Here is a 15,348-nt window from a genome sequence, read left to right as displayed (position 1 = left end):
GTTCTCTCCGAAATTGAGGGTGACTTAGCCATGCGGCGCCTATAGCTGCTTCTGGCGTTTACGAGCTGCTGATTTAATGGCAGCGCTCCTGCGGCTATTACTGGAAGGAGTCACCAATTTCACGGGCGAGGCGTCATCCAATCCCAGCTTTCTGCTGATCAAGCGCGTTTGCGCGTCGATGCTGTTTTCTTCAAAAAGCTCGGTGACTTGAAGGTTCAAGCCAAAGGCATCGTTCAATGTCCTGGTCAGGTTTACGATGAGCAGAGAGGAGCCTCCCTGGGCAAAAAAACTCCGCCTGGGATGTACCGCAGGGGTCATCAGGATGTCGGTCCATATGCGCGTCAGGCGCTGTTTTACCGACAACGGTTGATCGTCTGCTGGCGGTGGCCCGGGTTGGACGTGAGGCGCCAGCCGCTCAAGCGCCGCGACATCCAGCTTTCCGTTGAACGTGAGGGGGAAACGTTCCAGGAAAACAAAATGGGCGGGGATCATGTATGAGGGAACATGGGTTCGCAGGGAATCCTTGAGTTTCTCGATAACGTCTTGCCGGATGGCGAGATCGTCGCCCCCCTTTGCAAAGACTGGCTCGACCGGCGCACTACCCACCGTGGGGCGAGGCTCAAAAAGGGGATCCCGGCTGTCAGGTGGCCCCACGAATACGTCCATCGTCCCCGCGGGAAGACTATCGCTCCAACGTACCCTGGCTTGACGATGCCGGTTAAAGGCCCAGCGGCGAATGTATTCGGGGTCGCAAGCTTCGTCTGGGATGATTGAGGGCGCGTTTCTGGAAAGCTGGACGTCCAAGCTGATCCTGGCGTTTGGAACACCTGTGAGCACAAACGCCGAAGGGGCGGATGCCAACCATTGACTCAGGTCCTGCTCGTATAGACGCTCCTGTTGATACGCATAGCGTGGGACCGGTTCCAGGGTCGTTCGGTCATCGGAGTCGAGCCTTATGATGACGTCGTAACGATAACGCGTCATTTCATCGCTGCCTTGCCCTGCTCGCAACTCGGTCTCTACGTTGACGATTCGCTCAAGCGTGTAGGCCACTTGCTTGATCTGCAAAGGATCGAGCCACAACTCCCCTTCTCCGATCACGGGAAGCGCACGCTGCAACTTTTTGCGGGTACGACTCGCGGCAGCGGACAAGATATGTTTCAACGATGCGTAGGGAACATCGCCGATCACAATCACGCCGCCTGCTTTGCACAACGCGGATGCTTTCTGAAGCACATCGACGAGGTAATCAATGCCTGGGAAGTACTGGATGACGGAATTCAGAAGCACGACGTCGAAAGGTGCCTCACCCAGCGTATCAAGTTCATGGGCCGCCATTCTTACCAGCGCAAATGAGGCTGTACTGTTATCGGCTGCCTCCAGCCGTCGTCGCGCTGACTCAATCGCCGCTTCAGAAGCATCGCAACCCACATAACGCCGGACACCTCTTTCCAACAGCACGGCGCCAGTCATCCCGATACCACAACCTACATCCAGTACTGAATGGTCTGAGAAAGCCAGGACACGAGAAGCTGTCGCCTGCACCCATTCACGCAAATCGCTGTCCGGGATCGGCTCGCCGGAGAAACTTGAGGTGTAGCCACTTTCGGCGCTGGCGATCTCATTTTTCTGCGCCGTCAGATAAGCCGCCTCCCACACGTCGAGCCACACCCCGGCATCCGCATCGCGCTGCTGCCCCAACGCTTTGTTATCCAGCACGACATAGGCGGCCAGCCTGTGGTCATCCTGAGTGTGTTCCACAAGCGTGACGACCGCCTGGCTGACGAGGTCGCACCTATGGAGGGCGGATTCGACCTCGCCCGGCTCGATGCGGTAACCGTTCAACTTCAGTTGTCGGTCTTTACGTCCAATGAAAACCAAGGAGTTATCGGGCTGCCGTCGAACCCGATCGCCGGTGTAGTAAGCCACTGAGGTACTGCTCGTTGCTTCAGTTGTCTTGAATTTCTCCAGCGTCAGATCGTCCCGATTGAAATAACCGGCACTGACCCCAGGCCCCTCGATCACCAGTTCGAACTCTAAAGGGTCATCTGAGGGACACAACTGAAAATGAGTACCCGGCAATGGCTGGCCTATGGGGACACTTGTGGAAGAACCGGTAAAGTCGTTGGCCTGTAATCTGTGACAGAAAGACCAAATCGTCGTTTCTGTCGGCCCATAAAGGTTCCATGCCGCCCGTGCCGACTGAAAAATTTTCTTGCCCAGCTCGACGGGCAATGTTTCACCGCCACACAACGCTCCGACGGCGCAGGTGCGGGGCCACCCCGCTGCTATCAGCAGTCTCCAGGTAGCTGGGGTGGCTTGAAGCAGCGCACGGTCACATTGGTCGAGTAATTTCGCGATCGCCTGTCCGTCCCTGGCCTGTTGCTCGCTGGCCAGGTACAGCGTTCCGCCTTGAGCCAAGGGCAGGAAAAATTCCAGGATGGAAATATCAAAGCCGTAGGTCGTCGTGGAAACCAGCGCGCCCCATGCCGAAAAATTGATCACCTCATTAATCGCAGATAAAAAATAGGCAAGATTTTCCCGACGGACCATCACCCCCTTGGGAAGACCCGTCGAGCCTGAAGTGAACAACATGTAGGCAAGCGAAACATCGTCGATAGCGGGTTCAAGGGGGAATATCGAATCGCTCCAATCGACGTCCTCGATATCTAAAAAAGCGCCCACCGGCCATCGTGAAAGATCAACGGGTTGGGATTTGATTACGGCATCGAGGTTGGCGAGCGTGGCGATAAGCTCATTACGCTGTAATGGCGAGTCAGGAGGGAGAGGAACAAAGATGGCCCCTATCGACAGGACCGCGGTCAGCGCGACGATCAGGTCAGGTTCCCGGGGCAGGTAGATCCCAATCTTGCTCCCCAATCCAAAGCCTTCGCGGACAAGGTGCTTGGCGAGCGCCTTTCTTCGGCTTGACAGTTCAGCGTAGGTCATCGGCTGCCCACGAGACATGATCGCGATTTTCTCGGGGTACTGATTCGCCCATGTATCGATTCTAGCGACAAGGTCCAGTGAAACGGATGAGTATTTGACGGGGTTTATTGGCGGCTGCATCATTCCAAGAACTCCTTCTACCGTGATCGGTACATAGAACTTAAATGGGTCATGCGCGCAGTACTAAATGACCAGTTGATGCATTTAGCACAACAGTAATAGTCACCCCTTAAAGCGAAGAGTGCCAACTGGACAAATATCGATTACTTGTAACTTAATAAAAACACGCCAACAAGAACAGTGCCAATCCCAACCTTCTGCACCACCGTTGTTATCTCCCTGTAAATCGCGATAGCTAACAACACAGTCACACCGGAGTACACCGAACTGATGGGCGTCACCAGCGATAGATCCCCCATCTTGGAAGCGAATATATAAAACACCCAGCCCGCATTGACCAACAATGAGTGCGCAAAGAAAATCCATCCGCGCCGCTGAGTCACGTCCCCTTTTTCCAGCTTGCCATTCCTGATCAATGCCAACGAAGTAAAAAGAACAGCCTGGGTTAATGCCGAGTAAAAGAAGGCATTCGTGACATCAAGTGTTTTTGCGGAAAAACCAAGTATAAAAAAGGCCACGCCAAAACCGGCCATGGCCAAGATAGCCTGAAGGAAGCCTTGCGAGCCGCCACGCAGTGATCGGAAGATATTGCCGGAGGTCATGACAATACCAACGAAAATAATAGATACGGCAATCCAGGCAGCCGGGGCCAACCTTTCTTGTAGGAAAACGATAGAAAAAAGGATAGTGACCAAGCTATAGGTAGAAGCAATCGGAGAAACCAAGGACAGGTTTCCGACTTCACACCCTCGCATGTAGAAATAATACCCTGATACGTAGGCGGCAGAGCTGCAGGTGATGATCAACACGGCATGGGTGTCGAACCTGAGCTGGCCTGAAATGATCAAATAGCCCCCCAGGAGAGAGGCCACCACAAAGGTAAATAGATTGCGAACCAGCATTGTTTTTGCGGTACCTAACTGGCGAATCATCAGGCTTTGAATAAAGTCTGAAATCCCCCAGCACAACATGACCATCAGCCCGCCAAAAACTCCGCTATCCATGCCGAATAAACTCCATCTCCATCAGACTTGCTGTGTTAACCAAGCCTTGTATTCATCGATTGCTGTTTCATCTCTCGAGTAAAATGCCCATTTGCCAATTTTGTTCACGCGCAAAAAGCCTGCTTGCTTCAATAGATCCAAGTGCCTGCTCACCGTTGGCTGACTCATGCCGAGCTTTTCAGTTATCAGTGTTACGCACACACCGATCAACGCGGGATCACCCGTCACTTGATGAGAGAAGTGCGCGCGGGGCTCCTTAAGCCATTGAAGGATTAGGATTCGAGGTTCACCCGCAAACGCTTTGGATTGTTCTATGTATTTATCGTGTGGATTCATCCTATCCTCATATAGCTAAATGTCAATGCGTTTTTTGGGATTGATTTGAATCATTCGCAATCACCTTATAACTTTAATTCGAGAATTTTCGTTATCACCTGCGGCCGCTGTTATATCGTCCAGCTTATGACGACTTGTCTCACATTCTGCACACCGGGACAGTGTGTCGCTTTTTCGAGTGTTACAAAAGGCATACAGAGATGAATGAGGAAGATCGTGGTGATTCATCAGCAAAGTGCCATCATGCCCTGCAGGCGCTTTAACGCCAAGGAGTGATGAGGTTGTGACGCTTGGATAGTCTGCATGAGCGGTGGGTTATGAACACTTCCCTTGCCACTGCCCTGTTCGTCGGTGAGATCGGAAGCAATCGCCAACAACATCCGTGCGCCTTTGGCTACTGATTCCCTCAGTGAACCGCTCTAATGAGTGATCGACCACGCCAGAGGTAAATCAATGCCTTGGTTGTGTTGCGCTTCGTTCTGCTTCGCCAGCGCCAAGAATTCGAAATTTGACACTACAAAGCCATCACCTATCGTTCCTCTCGAGACCGCACCCAAGGACCGGGTGGCCCGGACGCCTTTGCAGGCGCGGTCGTCACTGTCATTACCTCAAGGAGCAACAACATGTCTGGAGCGACCCAAACCATTGATGTGCTCGTCAACGTCGATGCCGATTACCTGCTAGCCCACCCCAACGACGTAGGCGGTGCGATTGCCATGCTGGTAACCCGCAGCGCCGTCGACAGCCATGCCAACATCACCAGTGGCGAAGGCGAAGGCGGTAACGAGTTGTGGTTCGACGTAAAACCCGGCGACATCATTCGCTGGCGCGCAACCACGCTGTCGCGCAACTTCGACCGCATCGCATTGATCAAAAACGTCGTGATCGGCGACCCTCATCAGGGCGGTGATTACAAGGGCACCATCTCGACCCCGCAAACTTTCAATATCCCCGGCATTCCAGTGCCCTATCTGGACAATGGCGCCCCCGGAGGCATCGCCAAGACCGATGTGACTTATACCGTCTGGCAGTCCACTGCACTGAGCCCGGGAAAGCTCTGGTACCAGATCGTCTTCGTTCTGCTGGACCGTAACCTGAACCAGATCGGCCCGAACAACACCTGGGATCCCTACATCACCGTCAATAATCAATAACTGAAATGCACACAGCCCCGGTCGGTTCCCTTCGTCGTTAACGAGGGCGCCGGCCGGGGCTGTGTGCAGGTTCTACAGCATTTCCTTACTAAGCCGCTTCTGCAAACTCCATCAATGCCGCCAATACCAACGGGTGCAGGACAGCGTCGGGATGTTTCGTTTGCCAGGCCATCAAGTCGCGGCACATGGTCGGCGTCCAGAAGCTCTTGATGTGCTGGTATACACCACGCACCGCCACCGCGTGGTCCGGCTCACTGGCAAAATACTGACCGATCTGGTTGGCCATCTTGATCAGGCTTTCAGAGCTCATCGACGCACCTCCGCTTTCTCGGCATGACGACGTTCCCTCAGCAGGCGCCCTTGTTCATCACTGAACGCCTGGTAACGCTTCTGCCATTCCGAAGGCTGGCTGACCCGCACGATCTCCACCGCCGTGACCTTGTATTCCGGGCAATTGGTGGCCCAGTCGGAGTTGTCGGTGGTGATCACGTTGGCGCCCGATTCCGGGAAGTGGAACGTGGTGTAGACCACGCCCGGTGCCACGCGCTCGGTCACCCTCGCGCGCAGTACCGTTTGCCCGGCACGGCTGCCGATGCCGACCCAGTCTTCGTCGACGATCCCGCGGTTCTCGGCATCGGTTGGATGGATTTCCAGACGGTCCTCCTCGTGCCAGGCGACGTTTTCGGTGCGCCGGGTCTGGGCGCCGACGTTGTATTGGCTGAGGATGCGGCCGGTGGTCAGCAGCAGCGGATAACGGTTGTTGACCTTCTCCTCGGTGGGCACGTAGCCGGTGAGCATGAAGCGGCCCTTGCCGCGCACGAACTGCTCGATGTGCATGGTCGGCGTGCCGTCCGGCGCGGCATCGTTGCACGGCCATTGCAGGCTGCCGTGTCGCTCCAGTTCGGCGTAGCTGACGCGGGAGAACGTCGGCGTCAGGCGGGCGATTTCATCCATGATTTCCGAAGGGTGGTTGTAGTGCATCTTGTAGCCCAGGGCGTCGGCCAGGGCGATGGTGGCTTCCCAGTCGGCCTTGCCGGCCAATGGGTCCATCACCTTGCGAACACGGGAGATGCGGCGTTCGGCGTTGGTAAAGGTGCCGTCCTTCTCGAGGAACGAGCTGCCCGGCAGGAACACGTGGGCGAACTTGGCCGTCTCGTTGAGGAAGATGTCCTGGACGATCACGCATTCCAACGCGGACAGCGCGGCCGTCACATGCTGGGTGTTGGGGTCGCTCTGGGCGATGTCTTCACCTTGGCAATAAAGCGCCTTGAAGGTGCCGTCCAGCGCCGCCTCGAACATGTTCGGGATACGCAGGCCCGGGTCGGGTTGCAAGGTCACGTTCCAGGCTTGCTCGAACTCGGCGCGCACCGCGTCGTTGGAGATGTGCCGATAGCCGGGCAGTTCGTGAGGGAACGAACCCATGTCGCAGGAGCCCTGGACGTTGTTCTGCCCACGCAGCGGGTTCACCCCGACACCTTCGCGACCGATGTTGCCGGTGGCCATGGCCAGGTTGGCAATGCCCATGACCGAGGTACTGCCCTGGCTATGCTCGGTAACGCCGAGGCCGTAATAGATGGCCGCGTTGCCGCCAGTGGCGTAGAGCCGTGCGGCGGCGCGGATCTGCTCGGCAGGCACGCCACACACCGGGCCCAGGACCTCGGGCGAGTTTTCCGGCAGGCTGACGAAATCGCGCCAGCGGGCGAAGTCCGTCGCCTCGCAGCGAGCCTCGACAAAAGGCTGGTCTATCAAGCCTTCAGTGGCAATCACATGGGCCAGCGCGTTGAGCATCGCCACGTTGGTACCCGGACGCAGTTGCAAGTGCAGCTCGGCGCGGGCGTGGGGCGAATCCACCAGGTCGATGCGCCGTGGGTCGATGACGATCAGTCGTGCGCCCTGGCGCAAGCGGCGCTTGAGCTGGGAGCCGAACACCGGGTGCGCATCGGTGGGGTTGGCGCCCATCACCATGATCACGTCGGCCTTCATCACCGAGTCGAAGTTCTGCGTGCCGGCGGACTCGCCCAGGGTCTGCTTGAGGCCGTAACCGGTAGGCGAATGGCAGACACGGGCACAGGTGTCGACGTTGTTGTTGCCGAACGCAGTGCGCACCAGTTTCTGCACCAGGTAGGTTTCTTCGTTGGTGCAGCGGCTGGAGGTGATGCCGCCGATGGAATCGCGCCCGTACTTGAGCTGGATCCGGCGCAGTTCGCTGGCGGCGTAAGTGACCGCCTCGTCCCAGCTGACTTCCTGCCATGGGTCGTTGATGTGCTTGCGGATCATCGGTTTGGTGATGCGATCCGGGTGCGTGGCGTAGCCCCACGCGAAGCGGCCCTTGACGCAGGAATGGCCGTGGTTGGCCTGGCCGTTCTTGTCCGGGACCATGCGCACCAGTTGTTCGCCTTTCATCTCGGCGCGGAACGAACAGCCTACGCCGCAATAGGCGCAGGTGGTAATGACGCTGCGCTCCGGCTGGCCAATCTCCACGACGCTCTTGTCGATCAGGGTCGCCGTCGGACACGCCTGCACGCAGGCGCCACAGGACACGCATTCGGAATCGAGGAAATTGTCACCGCCGGCCGCTTCCACCCGGGAGTCGAAACCGCGCCCGGTGATCGTCAGGGCGAAGGTGCCCTGGATTTCCTCACAGGCGCGTACGCAGCGGCTGCAGACGATGCACTTGCTCGGGTCGTAGTCGAAATACGGGTTGGAAACATCCTTGGCCTCGGCCAAGTGGTTGGCGCCTTCGTAGCCGTAGCGCACTTCGCGCAGGCCCACCTGCCCCGCCACGGTCTGCAACTCGCAGTTGCCATTGGCCGAACAGGTCAGGCAATCCAGCGGGTGGTCGGAAATGTACAACTCCATCACGTTGCGCCGCAGTGTGGCGAGCTTGGAGGTTTGCGTGCGCACCACCATGCCCTCCGTTACCGGCGTGGTGCAGGACGCGGGATAGCCGCGCATGCCGTCGATTTCCACCAGGCACATGCGGCAGGAGCCGAAGGCTTCCAGGCTGTCGGTGGCGCAGAGCTTGGGAATGGTGGTGCCGAGCATGGCTGCGGCGCGCATGACCGAGGTGCCGGCGGCGACGCTGATTTCGCGTCCGTCGATGGTCAGGCTGACCTGCACGTCGCTGTCACGCGCCGGGGTGCCCAGGTCGATATCGGTGCTGGGATCGAAAATGGTGATCATTGGTCAGCCTCCGTGGTCGCCAGACCGAAGTCGGCGGGGAAATGCTTGAGGGCGCTGGCGACAGGGTAGGACGTCATCCCACCGAGGGCACAGAGCGAACCGTATTGCAGGGTGTCGCACAGGTCCTGCAACAGCAGGGCCTGTTCCTGGCGGTCACCGACTTCGGTGCTGGCGATCAAGCGGTCCACCACTTCCACCCCACGGGTGGAGCCGATCCGGCACGGCGTGCACTTGCCGCAGGATTCCTCGGCGCAGAACTGCAAGGCGAACCGGGCCATCTGGGCCATGTCCAGGCTGTCGTCGGCGACCACCACACCACCGTGGCCGAGCATCGCGCCCATGGCGGCGAAGGCTTCGTAGTCCAGCGGCGTATCGAATTGCGAAGGCGGCACCCAGGCGCCCAACGGCCCGCCCACTTGCGCGGCCTTCAGCGGACGACCGCTGGCGGTACCGCCGCCATAACCTTCCACCAACTCCCGCAGGCTCAGGCCGAAAGCCCGCTCCACCAAGCCGCCATGACGGACGTTGCCGGCCAGTTGGAACGGCATCGTGCCCAGGGAACGGCCCATGCCGAAGTCGCGATAGAACTGCGCGCCTTTCTCCAGGATGATCGGCACCGAGGTCAGGGTCAGTACGTTATGCACCAGCGTCGGCAAGCCGAACAGACCTTGCAGCGCCGGCAGCGGCGGCTTGGCGCGCACCGTGCCGCGCTTGCCTTCGAGGGATTCCAGCAGCGCGGTTTCCTCGCCACAGATATAGGCGCCGGCGCCGACCCGCACTTCCAGCTCGAAGGCGCGACCGCTGCCGCTCACGTTCGCGCCCAGGTAACCGGCCTCGCGAGCGATGTGCAGCGCGTCGTTCAGCGTACTGACGGCGTCCGGGTATTCCGAACGCACATAGATGTAGCCCATGGTCGCGCTCACGGCGATGCCGGCGATGATCATGCCTTCGATCAGCAGGAAGGGGTCGCCTTCCATCAGCATGCGGTCGGCGAACGTACCGGAGTCGCCTTCGTCGGCATTGCAGACCACGTACTTCTGCGGCCCCTGCGCATCGCGCACGGTGCGCCACTTGATGCCCGCCGGGAACGCCGCGCCGCCGCGACCGCGCAGGCCGGAATCCAGCACGCTGGCGACCACCTCGGCGCCATCCATCTGGATCGCCCGGGCCAGGCCGAGAAATCCGCCTTGGGCACGATAGTCATCGAGGGACAAGGGCTGGGTGATGCCAGCACGGGCAAACAACAGGCGCTGCTGGCTTTTCAGATAAGGAATGTTCTCCACCAGTCCCAGGGCAGCGGGATGGCTGCCCGGATCATGGGCAAGCGCATCGAGCAGGGCCGGCACGTCTTGGGCCGTGACCGGGCCAAAACCCAAGCGCCCTTCAGGCGTTTCCAACTCAACCAGCGGCTCCAACCAATAGAGGCCACGGGAACTGGTCCGCAACACCTGCAACGGCAACTGTCGACGTTCAGCCTCAACGGTCAACGCAGCCGCGACCTTGTCCGCGCCCACCGCACGGGCCACCGAATCGCGGGGGATACAGAGCGTCAGCATGCGCCCTCCTCCCTGCAGTCATTCACCAACTGACGCAGGCGCTCGGGCGTGATCCGCGCATGCAACTCCCCGTCCAGTTCCAGGGCCGGCGAGCAGACGCAGGCGCCCAGGCAGTAGACCGGCCGCAGGCTGATACTGCCGTCGGCGCTGGTGCCGTGATCGTCCAGCGCCAGTTGCTCGCGCAACTGCGCAGCCAGGGCTTCGGCGCCCATGCTCTTGCAGGACTCGGCCCGGCACAGGCGCAGGGTATGGCGCGCCGGCGGCGTGGTGCGGAAATCGTGGTAGAAACTGATGACCCCGCGCACTTCAGCCAGGCTGAGGTTCAGGGCGTGGGCGATCTCCGGGACGGCGCTGTCGGGGACATACCCGCAGCCTGCCTGGATGGCATGGAGAATGGGCAGCAAGGCACCGGGGGTGTCCTTTTCGCGCGCAAGCACGCTGTGGATCAAAGGCAGGTGAAGCGTCTCATCGGGCATAAACGTACCTCGGCATCTCGAACGACACCGCCGCATAGCGGCAGCCGTCCGGAGTCTTGGCTGCGGCGTCCGGCCCACGTCACGGTAGCGTGGCACATCCGATCGCCATTCTCGCTCTCCGGCCAGGTGTCTTTGGCGCACCTGGTCCGGGGCATCCTCACAGCTTGCCACTCCCGGGGGTTGGCGATTGCACATGGACGACGAAACGTGTTCTAAAAGCGACTTGAGTAGACGAACGATGTCGCCCAGGCCTCATGAGTCCGATTGTAGACACCGAATCAATGGAGGTGACTCTACCGGAGCGCAAAGGTAAAACTATATAGCGAGTATCACGATGCCGCCGATTATCAAGGTATACGGCATGGAGACAATATAGAGATAGCGATCAACATCTGACTAAGGATGTGAAGGTGGGAATCCATAGCAAACCATCGCCGCCGTCACGTCAGATAATAGGCATAAGGAAGTTATCAAAAGGATATGCAATATCAATAGCGCACAAGAGCACTGATTTGTCCTGACATCGGCGACACGAATCTCGCCTACTCAATCAGTGCTCTCCCCCCAACCTTTACCAGGCGCCACTGAAGCCTGAAGTCAAATACCGCCCCCCTTAACAGGCGCCGACCTTTAATATGCCATTGCAATTGCTTAATTTGGACACGTCCTCGGGGGAGAATCTGACTGTTTGGTTCGTGTTGTTTCCTTCCACACGGTACTGTCCTGAATTGGCGCCTGGCGCTAGGTGAGTCCCTATCCCAGCACAACGTTTTTTCAAAGTACACATATTCGTCTGTGGATCGTAAGTTGTCCAATCCAGTCCGCTGCAGCTAGCTCTCGCTGACGACTCGTTCCACGCAGCCTCGCAAGCCGGATCATGACCTGCAGCCTGCGCATGACTATATTGCAATGAAAAAATAACAAACAACGCAATGCACGATTTAGAAATATTCATTTTCTTGCCCCTCCACATATTTTTCGATAGCGAATAGGTTATTAACCACCCTGTCGCCGAGTTGGTATTAAGGTAGAAATCTCGATACGACTTAAATAATGCCCTAACAACAAGATCAACGAACCTGTAAAATCTGACAGTTCTTTAGATTTTTTTGTTTCCAAACACGTTTCACATAATCGTAAAAAACATGCGTGCTCGTGTTTGCCCTGAAAGAACTCATCAGGTCAAAAATCGGCATTGCGCAGCGCATTGGCTACTAGGGTAAACGCAGGCGAAGGCTGCCGTCGGCTAGGATAGTACAAATAGTAGCCTGGAAACGGCGGGCACCAGTCCTCCAGGACGCGAACCAGTCGGCCCGCCTGGAGATGCGGCTCGAATTCCTCTTCGGGCAAGTACGCAACTCCCAATCCCGCCAATGCGGCCTCGACGATGTGAGTCGAGGTGTTGAAGATGAGCTGCCCAGCTACCCGAACGTTGGCCTGCTTGCCGCGCCGCTCGAAATCCCAGACGTAAAGCCCGCCTGAGGTCGGCATGCGCTGGTTGATACAACGATGGCCGAGCAGATCGCGGGGACTTTTGGGGACGGTGCGAGTGGCAAAGTATCCAGGCGACGCCACTGCAGCCATTCGCAATGCAGGGCCTATCGGCACTGCCACCATGTCCTTGTCGATGGTGTCGCCCAAGCGTACCCCCGCATCGAAACGGTCCGCGACGATGTCACGAAATCCGTAGCTGACGTCAAATTCCACGTTGATGTCCGGGTAGTCGTGCAGCAACCCGGTCAGTTTCGGCAGCAAGGTGGTACGCAAGACATGGTCGCCGCACGTAATGCGGACAATCCCGGCGGGCTTGTCGCGCATTTCCGTGAGCATCGCCAGTTCGGCTTCGATCTCATCGAAACGATTTCCGATGGCGTTCAGCAGGCGTTCGCCCGCGACGGTCGGCGAAACGCTGCGGGTGGTCCGCGTAAGCAAGCGGATTTGCAGGCGTGCTTCCAGGCCAGTGATCGACTGGCTCAGCGCCGACTGGGTGACGCCCAATGCGCCGGCAGCCCGGGTGAAGCTGCCCTCCCTCGCCACCGTGACGAAAGACAGCAGATCGTTGAGATTTCTTTTGACCATGGCGAAAGCACTTTTGGCGGATTGATTAGCCTTGCTTATAGCCTCGTTAAGCATTCATTAGCTAGTCGTACCGCTGCCCACCGGTCACCATGAACCCCATGAACAAGAACCGATGGACAACCGCGATGAGGTCAACCCGGCGTTTCTTGCTGCTGGTGATGCTTGTGCTTGGCAGCTACTCAACGATCAACGGTGCCGCGTCGGCATCTTCCACAACGGAGAAAACGGCTATGTGGATGACCGTCGGTGAACAACGCTTCACCATCACCTTGACCGACAGCGCTGCCGCCCAGGCGCTTGTCGGGTTATTGCCGCTGACGCTGGAGATGAGCGACCTCAATCGCAACGAGAAATACGCCACTCTCCCCCAAACGCTACCTGCCAAAGCGAGCAGGCCGGGAACGATCCGCAACGGCGACGTGATGCTGTACGACACGGACACCCTGGTCGTTTTCTACAAGGACTTCGATTCAGCCTACGCATACACGCGCCTAGGCCATATCAACGACACCTCAAGTCTCGCCCAAGCCCTGGGCCCGGGATCAGTGCAAGTGACGTTTACCCACGATTGATAACCCGCATCGACAGGTCCATCCATGAAAAAAATGCTCGTCTTATTAACGCTTTTCGTCACGTCTCTTTCAGCCATAGGAGCCGACATGTCCAACGGCGCAAATAACTTTTATACCAGCGATGACGTGACCGTCCAGAAGGTCAACTTCAAGAACCAATATCAAATGAACGTGGCAGGGAACCTGTTTATTCCGAAAAAACTCAATGGCAAGACCAGAAGCCCGGCGATTGTCGTCGGCCACCCGATGGGTGCGGTCAAGGAGCAGAGCGCCAACCTCTATGCCACGAAAATGGCGGAAAAAGGCTTCGTGACCCTTTCCCTAGACTTGTCGTTCTGGGGCGAAAGCGAGGGGCGGCCGCGTAATGCCGTCTCGCCAGATATCTATGCCGAGGACTTCAGCGCCGCGGTGGACTTTCTCAGCGCCCAGCCTTTCGTCGACAAGGAGCGGATTGGCGCGATCGGCATCTGTGGCAGTGGCAGCTTCGTGATCAGCGCAGCCAAGATCGACCCGCGCATGAAAGCCATCGCTACGGTGAGCATGTACGACATGGGTGGCGTCAATCGCAACGGGTTGAAGCATTCCCAAACGCTCGAACAGCGCCGGGCGATCATCGCCCAAGCCACCCAGCAGCGTAACGTCGAGTTTGCCGGCGGTGAAACGCTCTACACCAGCGGTACGGTGCACCAGTTGGACGCCAACACTCATCCCATCCAACGTGAATTCTATGACTTCTACCGCACCCCCCGCGGCGAGGTCACGCCATCCGGCTCGTCGAAAGACCTGACCACGCACCCGACGCTGACCAGCAATATCAAGTTCATGAACTTCTACCCGCTCAATGACATCGAGACCATTTCACCGCATCCGATGTTGTTCATCGCAGGGGCCGATGCGCACTCCCGGGAATTCAGCGAGCAAGCGTATAAGCTCGCCGGTCAGCCCAAGGAACTGGTCATCATTCCCGGAGCTGGCCATGTCGATCTTTATGATCGGGTCGACCTCATTCCGTTCGATAAGCTGACAACCTTCTTCCAGAGCAATCTGAAGTAATATCTGGCCCAGTCGAGAGACCTATCGATCTACCCCCGCTTAAGCTTCCTGAACGCCTGCGGCTCCCAAACTCGCATCGCCAGCAACAGCGCAGTCCCACGTTTTTCGGACAGCGGCGCGCTCAACGATTCGTTGTGAAGCGCCGCCAGTTTGCTGCGCAACTTGTGGATGTCGACTTGCAACTGGGCGTAAGCAGACTTCGTCAACATGCCATGGGAAAAGTGCAGGGTTTCATCGGGGACGTCGAATCGGCTCGCCATGAAATCCGGCAAACCCTGCCGCAGGAAGAACCCTCGGATAGGACCGTCCGGCAGCCAATCGAAATCCCGCGCGACCAGCAACCTGATGCGATTTCCCGGTTTCAGGTCCGCCAGGCCCATCCGTTCCAACACCAACAAATGCTTGATGCACTCGGCTTTTGACACGCAGTAGGCGGACACGATGTCTTCCAGCGACCAGTGATTCAGCGCACACACCGCCACCAGCAACAGCTTTTCGTTTGAGACCAGTTGCGCTTCCTGTTCCCGTGTCAGCATTTGCAGAGGTGGGGTCGACCGCTCTGCCTCTTGAAGCAATTCCGCCATCGTCAGGCCCAGCAACTCACAAAACTGTGCGAGGCGTTCGACCGTCAAGCGACCACTGGCCAGCAGACGCTTTACGCTGGGCTCCGACAGGTCGAGCGCTAGAGCAACATCGCGATAGGTCATGCCAGCGGCCTTGAGATGCTGTTTCAAAGTGGCGATGAGTTGGGCAATCTGGGTCATAAGTATTGATATCCGATACTGTTGGTATCAGCTTAGCGAATTACCCACGAATAAGTTGCGAATTCCGCCACCCTCTCCCCATGCTTGAAACTTAAAAAAGCC

Annotated in this window: 12 protein-coding genes; 3 read left to right on the top strand and 9 right to left on the bottom strand. The window is 57.9% G+C overall.

Going from position 1 to position 15,348, the window contains the following annotated elements; translation table 11 throughout:
* Nucleotides 1-39 precede the first annotated feature (39 nt).
* The 3 genes from ACLH0I_RS13365 to ACLH0I_RS13355 all read right to left on the bottom strand — a co-directional run bounded on the left by ACLH0I_RS13365 (nt 40) and on the right by ACLH0I_RS13355 (nt 4,409).
* A complete protein-coding gene (locus tag ACLH0I_RS13365; RefSeq protein ID WP_411387318.1) occupies nt 40-3,072 on the bottom strand; it encodes an AMP-binding protein in 3,033 nt (1,010 codons plus the stop codon).
* 140 nt (nt 3,073-3,212) lie between these two features.
* Nucleotides 3,213-4,073 (bottom strand): DMT family transporter, encoded by an 861-nt coding sequence (locus tag ACLH0I_RS13360; protein WP_250961350.1) that lies wholly within the window; start codon nt 4,071-4,073, stop codon nt 3,213-3,215.
* A 21-nt stretch (nt 4,074-4,094) separates the two neighbouring features.
* A complete protein-coding gene (locus ACLH0I_RS13355; protein WP_250961351.1) occupies nt 4,095-4,409 on the bottom strand; it encodes an ArsR/SmtB family transcription factor in 315 nt (104 codons plus the stop codon).
* Between the two features lie 623 nt (nt 4,410-5,032).
* Here ACLH0I_RS13355 and ACLH0I_RS13350 point away from each other — a divergent pair.
* Nucleotides 5,033-5,563, top strand: a complete 531-nt coding sequence (locus tag ACLH0I_RS13350; protein ID WP_250961352.1) for an AidA/PixA family protein — start codon at nt 5,033-5,035, stop codon at nt 5,561-5,563.
* An 88-nt stretch (nt 5,564-5,651) separates the two neighbouring features.
* Here ACLH0I_RS13350 and ACLH0I_RS13345 read toward each other — a convergent pair whose 3' ends face one another.
* The 5 genes from ACLH0I_RS13345 to ACLH0I_RS13325 form a co-directional block, all read right to left on the bottom strand.
* A complete protein-coding gene (locus ACLH0I_RS13345; protein ID WP_186704808.1) occupies nt 5,652-5,873 on the bottom strand; it encodes a formate dehydrogenase subunit delta in 222 nt (73 codons plus the stop codon).
* On the bottom strand, nt 5,870-8,746 hold the full coding sequence (fdhF, locus tag ACLH0I_RS13340; RefSeq protein WP_411387317.1) for a formate dehydrogenase subunit alpha: 2,877 nt from the start codon (nt 8,744-8,746) through the stop codon (nt 5,870-5,872). Before fdhF ends, ACLH0I_RS13345 begins: the two co-directional genes overlap by 4 nt.
* On the bottom strand, nt 8,743-10,302 hold the full coding sequence (locus tag ACLH0I_RS13335) for a formate dehydrogenase beta subunit (RefSeq protein WP_411387316.1): 1,560 nt from the start codon (nt 10,300-10,302) through the stop codon (nt 8,743-8,745). Before ACLH0I_RS13335 ends, fdhF begins: the two co-directional genes overlap by 4 nt.
* Nucleotides 10,296-10,778 (bottom strand): formate dehydrogenase subunit gamma, encoded by a 483-nt coding sequence (locus ACLH0I_RS13330; RefSeq protein WP_092441683.1) that lies wholly within the window; start codon nt 10,776-10,778, stop codon nt 10,296-10,298. Before ACLH0I_RS13330 ends, ACLH0I_RS13335 begins: the two co-directional genes overlap by 7 nt.
* A 1,182-nt stretch (nt 10,779-11,960) precedes the next feature.
* On the bottom strand, nt 11,961-12,857 hold the full coding sequence (locus ACLH0I_RS13325) for a LysR family transcriptional regulator (RefSeq protein ID WP_411387315.1): 897 nt from the start codon (nt 12,855-12,857) through the stop codon (nt 11,961-11,963).
* 89 nt (nt 12,858-12,946) lie between these two features.
* Here ACLH0I_RS13325 and ACLH0I_RS13320 point away from each other — a divergent pair, with 89 nt between their 5' ends.
* Both ACLH0I_RS13320 and ACLH0I_RS13315 read left to right on the top strand, forming a co-directional pair.
* Nucleotides 12,947-13,429 (top strand): cyclophilin-like fold protein, encoded by a 483-nt coding sequence (locus ACLH0I_RS13320; protein ID WP_411387314.1) that lies wholly within the window; start codon nt 12,947-12,949, stop codon nt 13,427-13,429.
* Nucleotides 13,430-13,453: 24 nt separating this feature from the next.
* The gene (locus ACLH0I_RS13315) at nt 13,454-14,482 is read left to right on the top strand and encodes an alpha/beta hydrolase (RefSeq protein ID WP_411387313.1); all 1,029 of its coding nucleotides are present in this window, start codon (nt 13,454-13,456) and stop codon (nt 14,480-14,482) included.
* A gap of 29 nt (nt 14,483-14,511) precedes the next feature.
* On the opposite strand, the gene ACLH0I_RS13310 is transcribed toward ACLH0I_RS13315, so the two are convergent.
* Nucleotides 14,512-15,246 carry a helix-turn-helix domain-containing protein gene (locus tag ACLH0I_RS13310; RefSeq protein ID WP_411387312.1) on the bottom strand — a complete coding sequence of 245 codons (735 nt, stop codon included), beginning with the start codon at nt 15,244-15,246 and terminating at the stop codon, nt 14,512-14,514.
* Nucleotides 15,247-15,348 lie beyond the last annotated feature (102 nt).

It is taken from the genome of Pseudomonas sp. MPB03, from assembly GCF_046605385.1.
Taxonomy (GTDB): domain Bacteria; phylum Pseudomonadota; class Gammaproteobacteria; order Pseudomonadales; family Pseudomonadaceae; genus Aquipseudomonas; species Aquipseudomonas zanjanensis.
This window is presented reverse-complemented; position numbering and strand designations above follow the sequence as displayed.

What these genes read in the sequence shown, in the direction of transcription:
- ACLH0I_RS13365 (WP_411387318.1), bottom strand. Translation starts at nt 3,072, where the DNA reads ATGATGCAGCCGCCAATAAACCCCGTCAAATACTCATCCGTTTCACTG.
- ACLH0I_RS13360 (WP_250961350.1), bottom strand. Translation starts at nt 4,073, where the DNA reads ATGGATAGCGGAGTTTTTGGCGGGCTGATGGTCATGTTGTGCTGGGGG.
- ACLH0I_RS13355 (WP_250961351.1), bottom strand. Translation starts at nt 4,409, where the DNA reads ATGAATCCACACGATAAATACATAGAACAATCCAAAGCGTTTGCGGGT.
- ACLH0I_RS13350 (WP_250961352.1), top strand. Translation starts at nt 5,033, where the DNA reads ATGTCTGGAGCGACCCAAACCATTGATGTGCTCGTCAACGTCGATGCC.
- ACLH0I_RS13345 (WP_186704808.1), bottom strand. Translation starts at nt 5,873, where the DNA reads ATGAGCTCTGAAAGCCTGATCAAGATGGCCAACCAGATCGGTCAGTAT.
- fdhF (WP_411387317.1), bottom strand. Translation starts at nt 8,746, where the DNA reads ATGATCACCATTTTCGATCCCAGCACCGATATCGACCTGGGCACCCCG.
- ACLH0I_RS13335 (WP_411387316.1), bottom strand. Translation starts at nt 10,302, where the DNA reads ATGCTGACGCTCTGTATCCCCCGCGATTCGGTGGCCCGTGCGGTGGGC.
- ACLH0I_RS13330 (WP_092441683.1), bottom strand. Translation starts at nt 10,778, where the DNA reads ATGCCCGATGAGACGCTTCACCTGCCTTTGATCCACAGCGTGCTTGCG.
- ACLH0I_RS13325 (WP_411387315.1), bottom strand. Translation starts at nt 12,857, where the DNA reads ATGGTCAAAAGAAATCTCAACGATCTGCTGTCTTTCGTCACGGTGGCG.
- ACLH0I_RS13320 (WP_411387314.1), top strand. Translation starts at nt 12,947, where the DNA reads ATGAACCCCATGAACAAGAACCGATGGACAACCGCGATGAGGTCAACC.
- ACLH0I_RS13315 (WP_411387313.1), top strand. Translation starts at nt 13,454, where the DNA reads ATGAAAAAAATGCTCGTCTTATTAACGCTTTTCGTCACGTCTCTTTCA.
- ACLH0I_RS13310 (WP_411387312.1), bottom strand. Translation starts at nt 15,246, where the DNA reads ATGACCCAGATTGCCCAACTCATCGCCACTTTGAAACAGCATCTCAAG.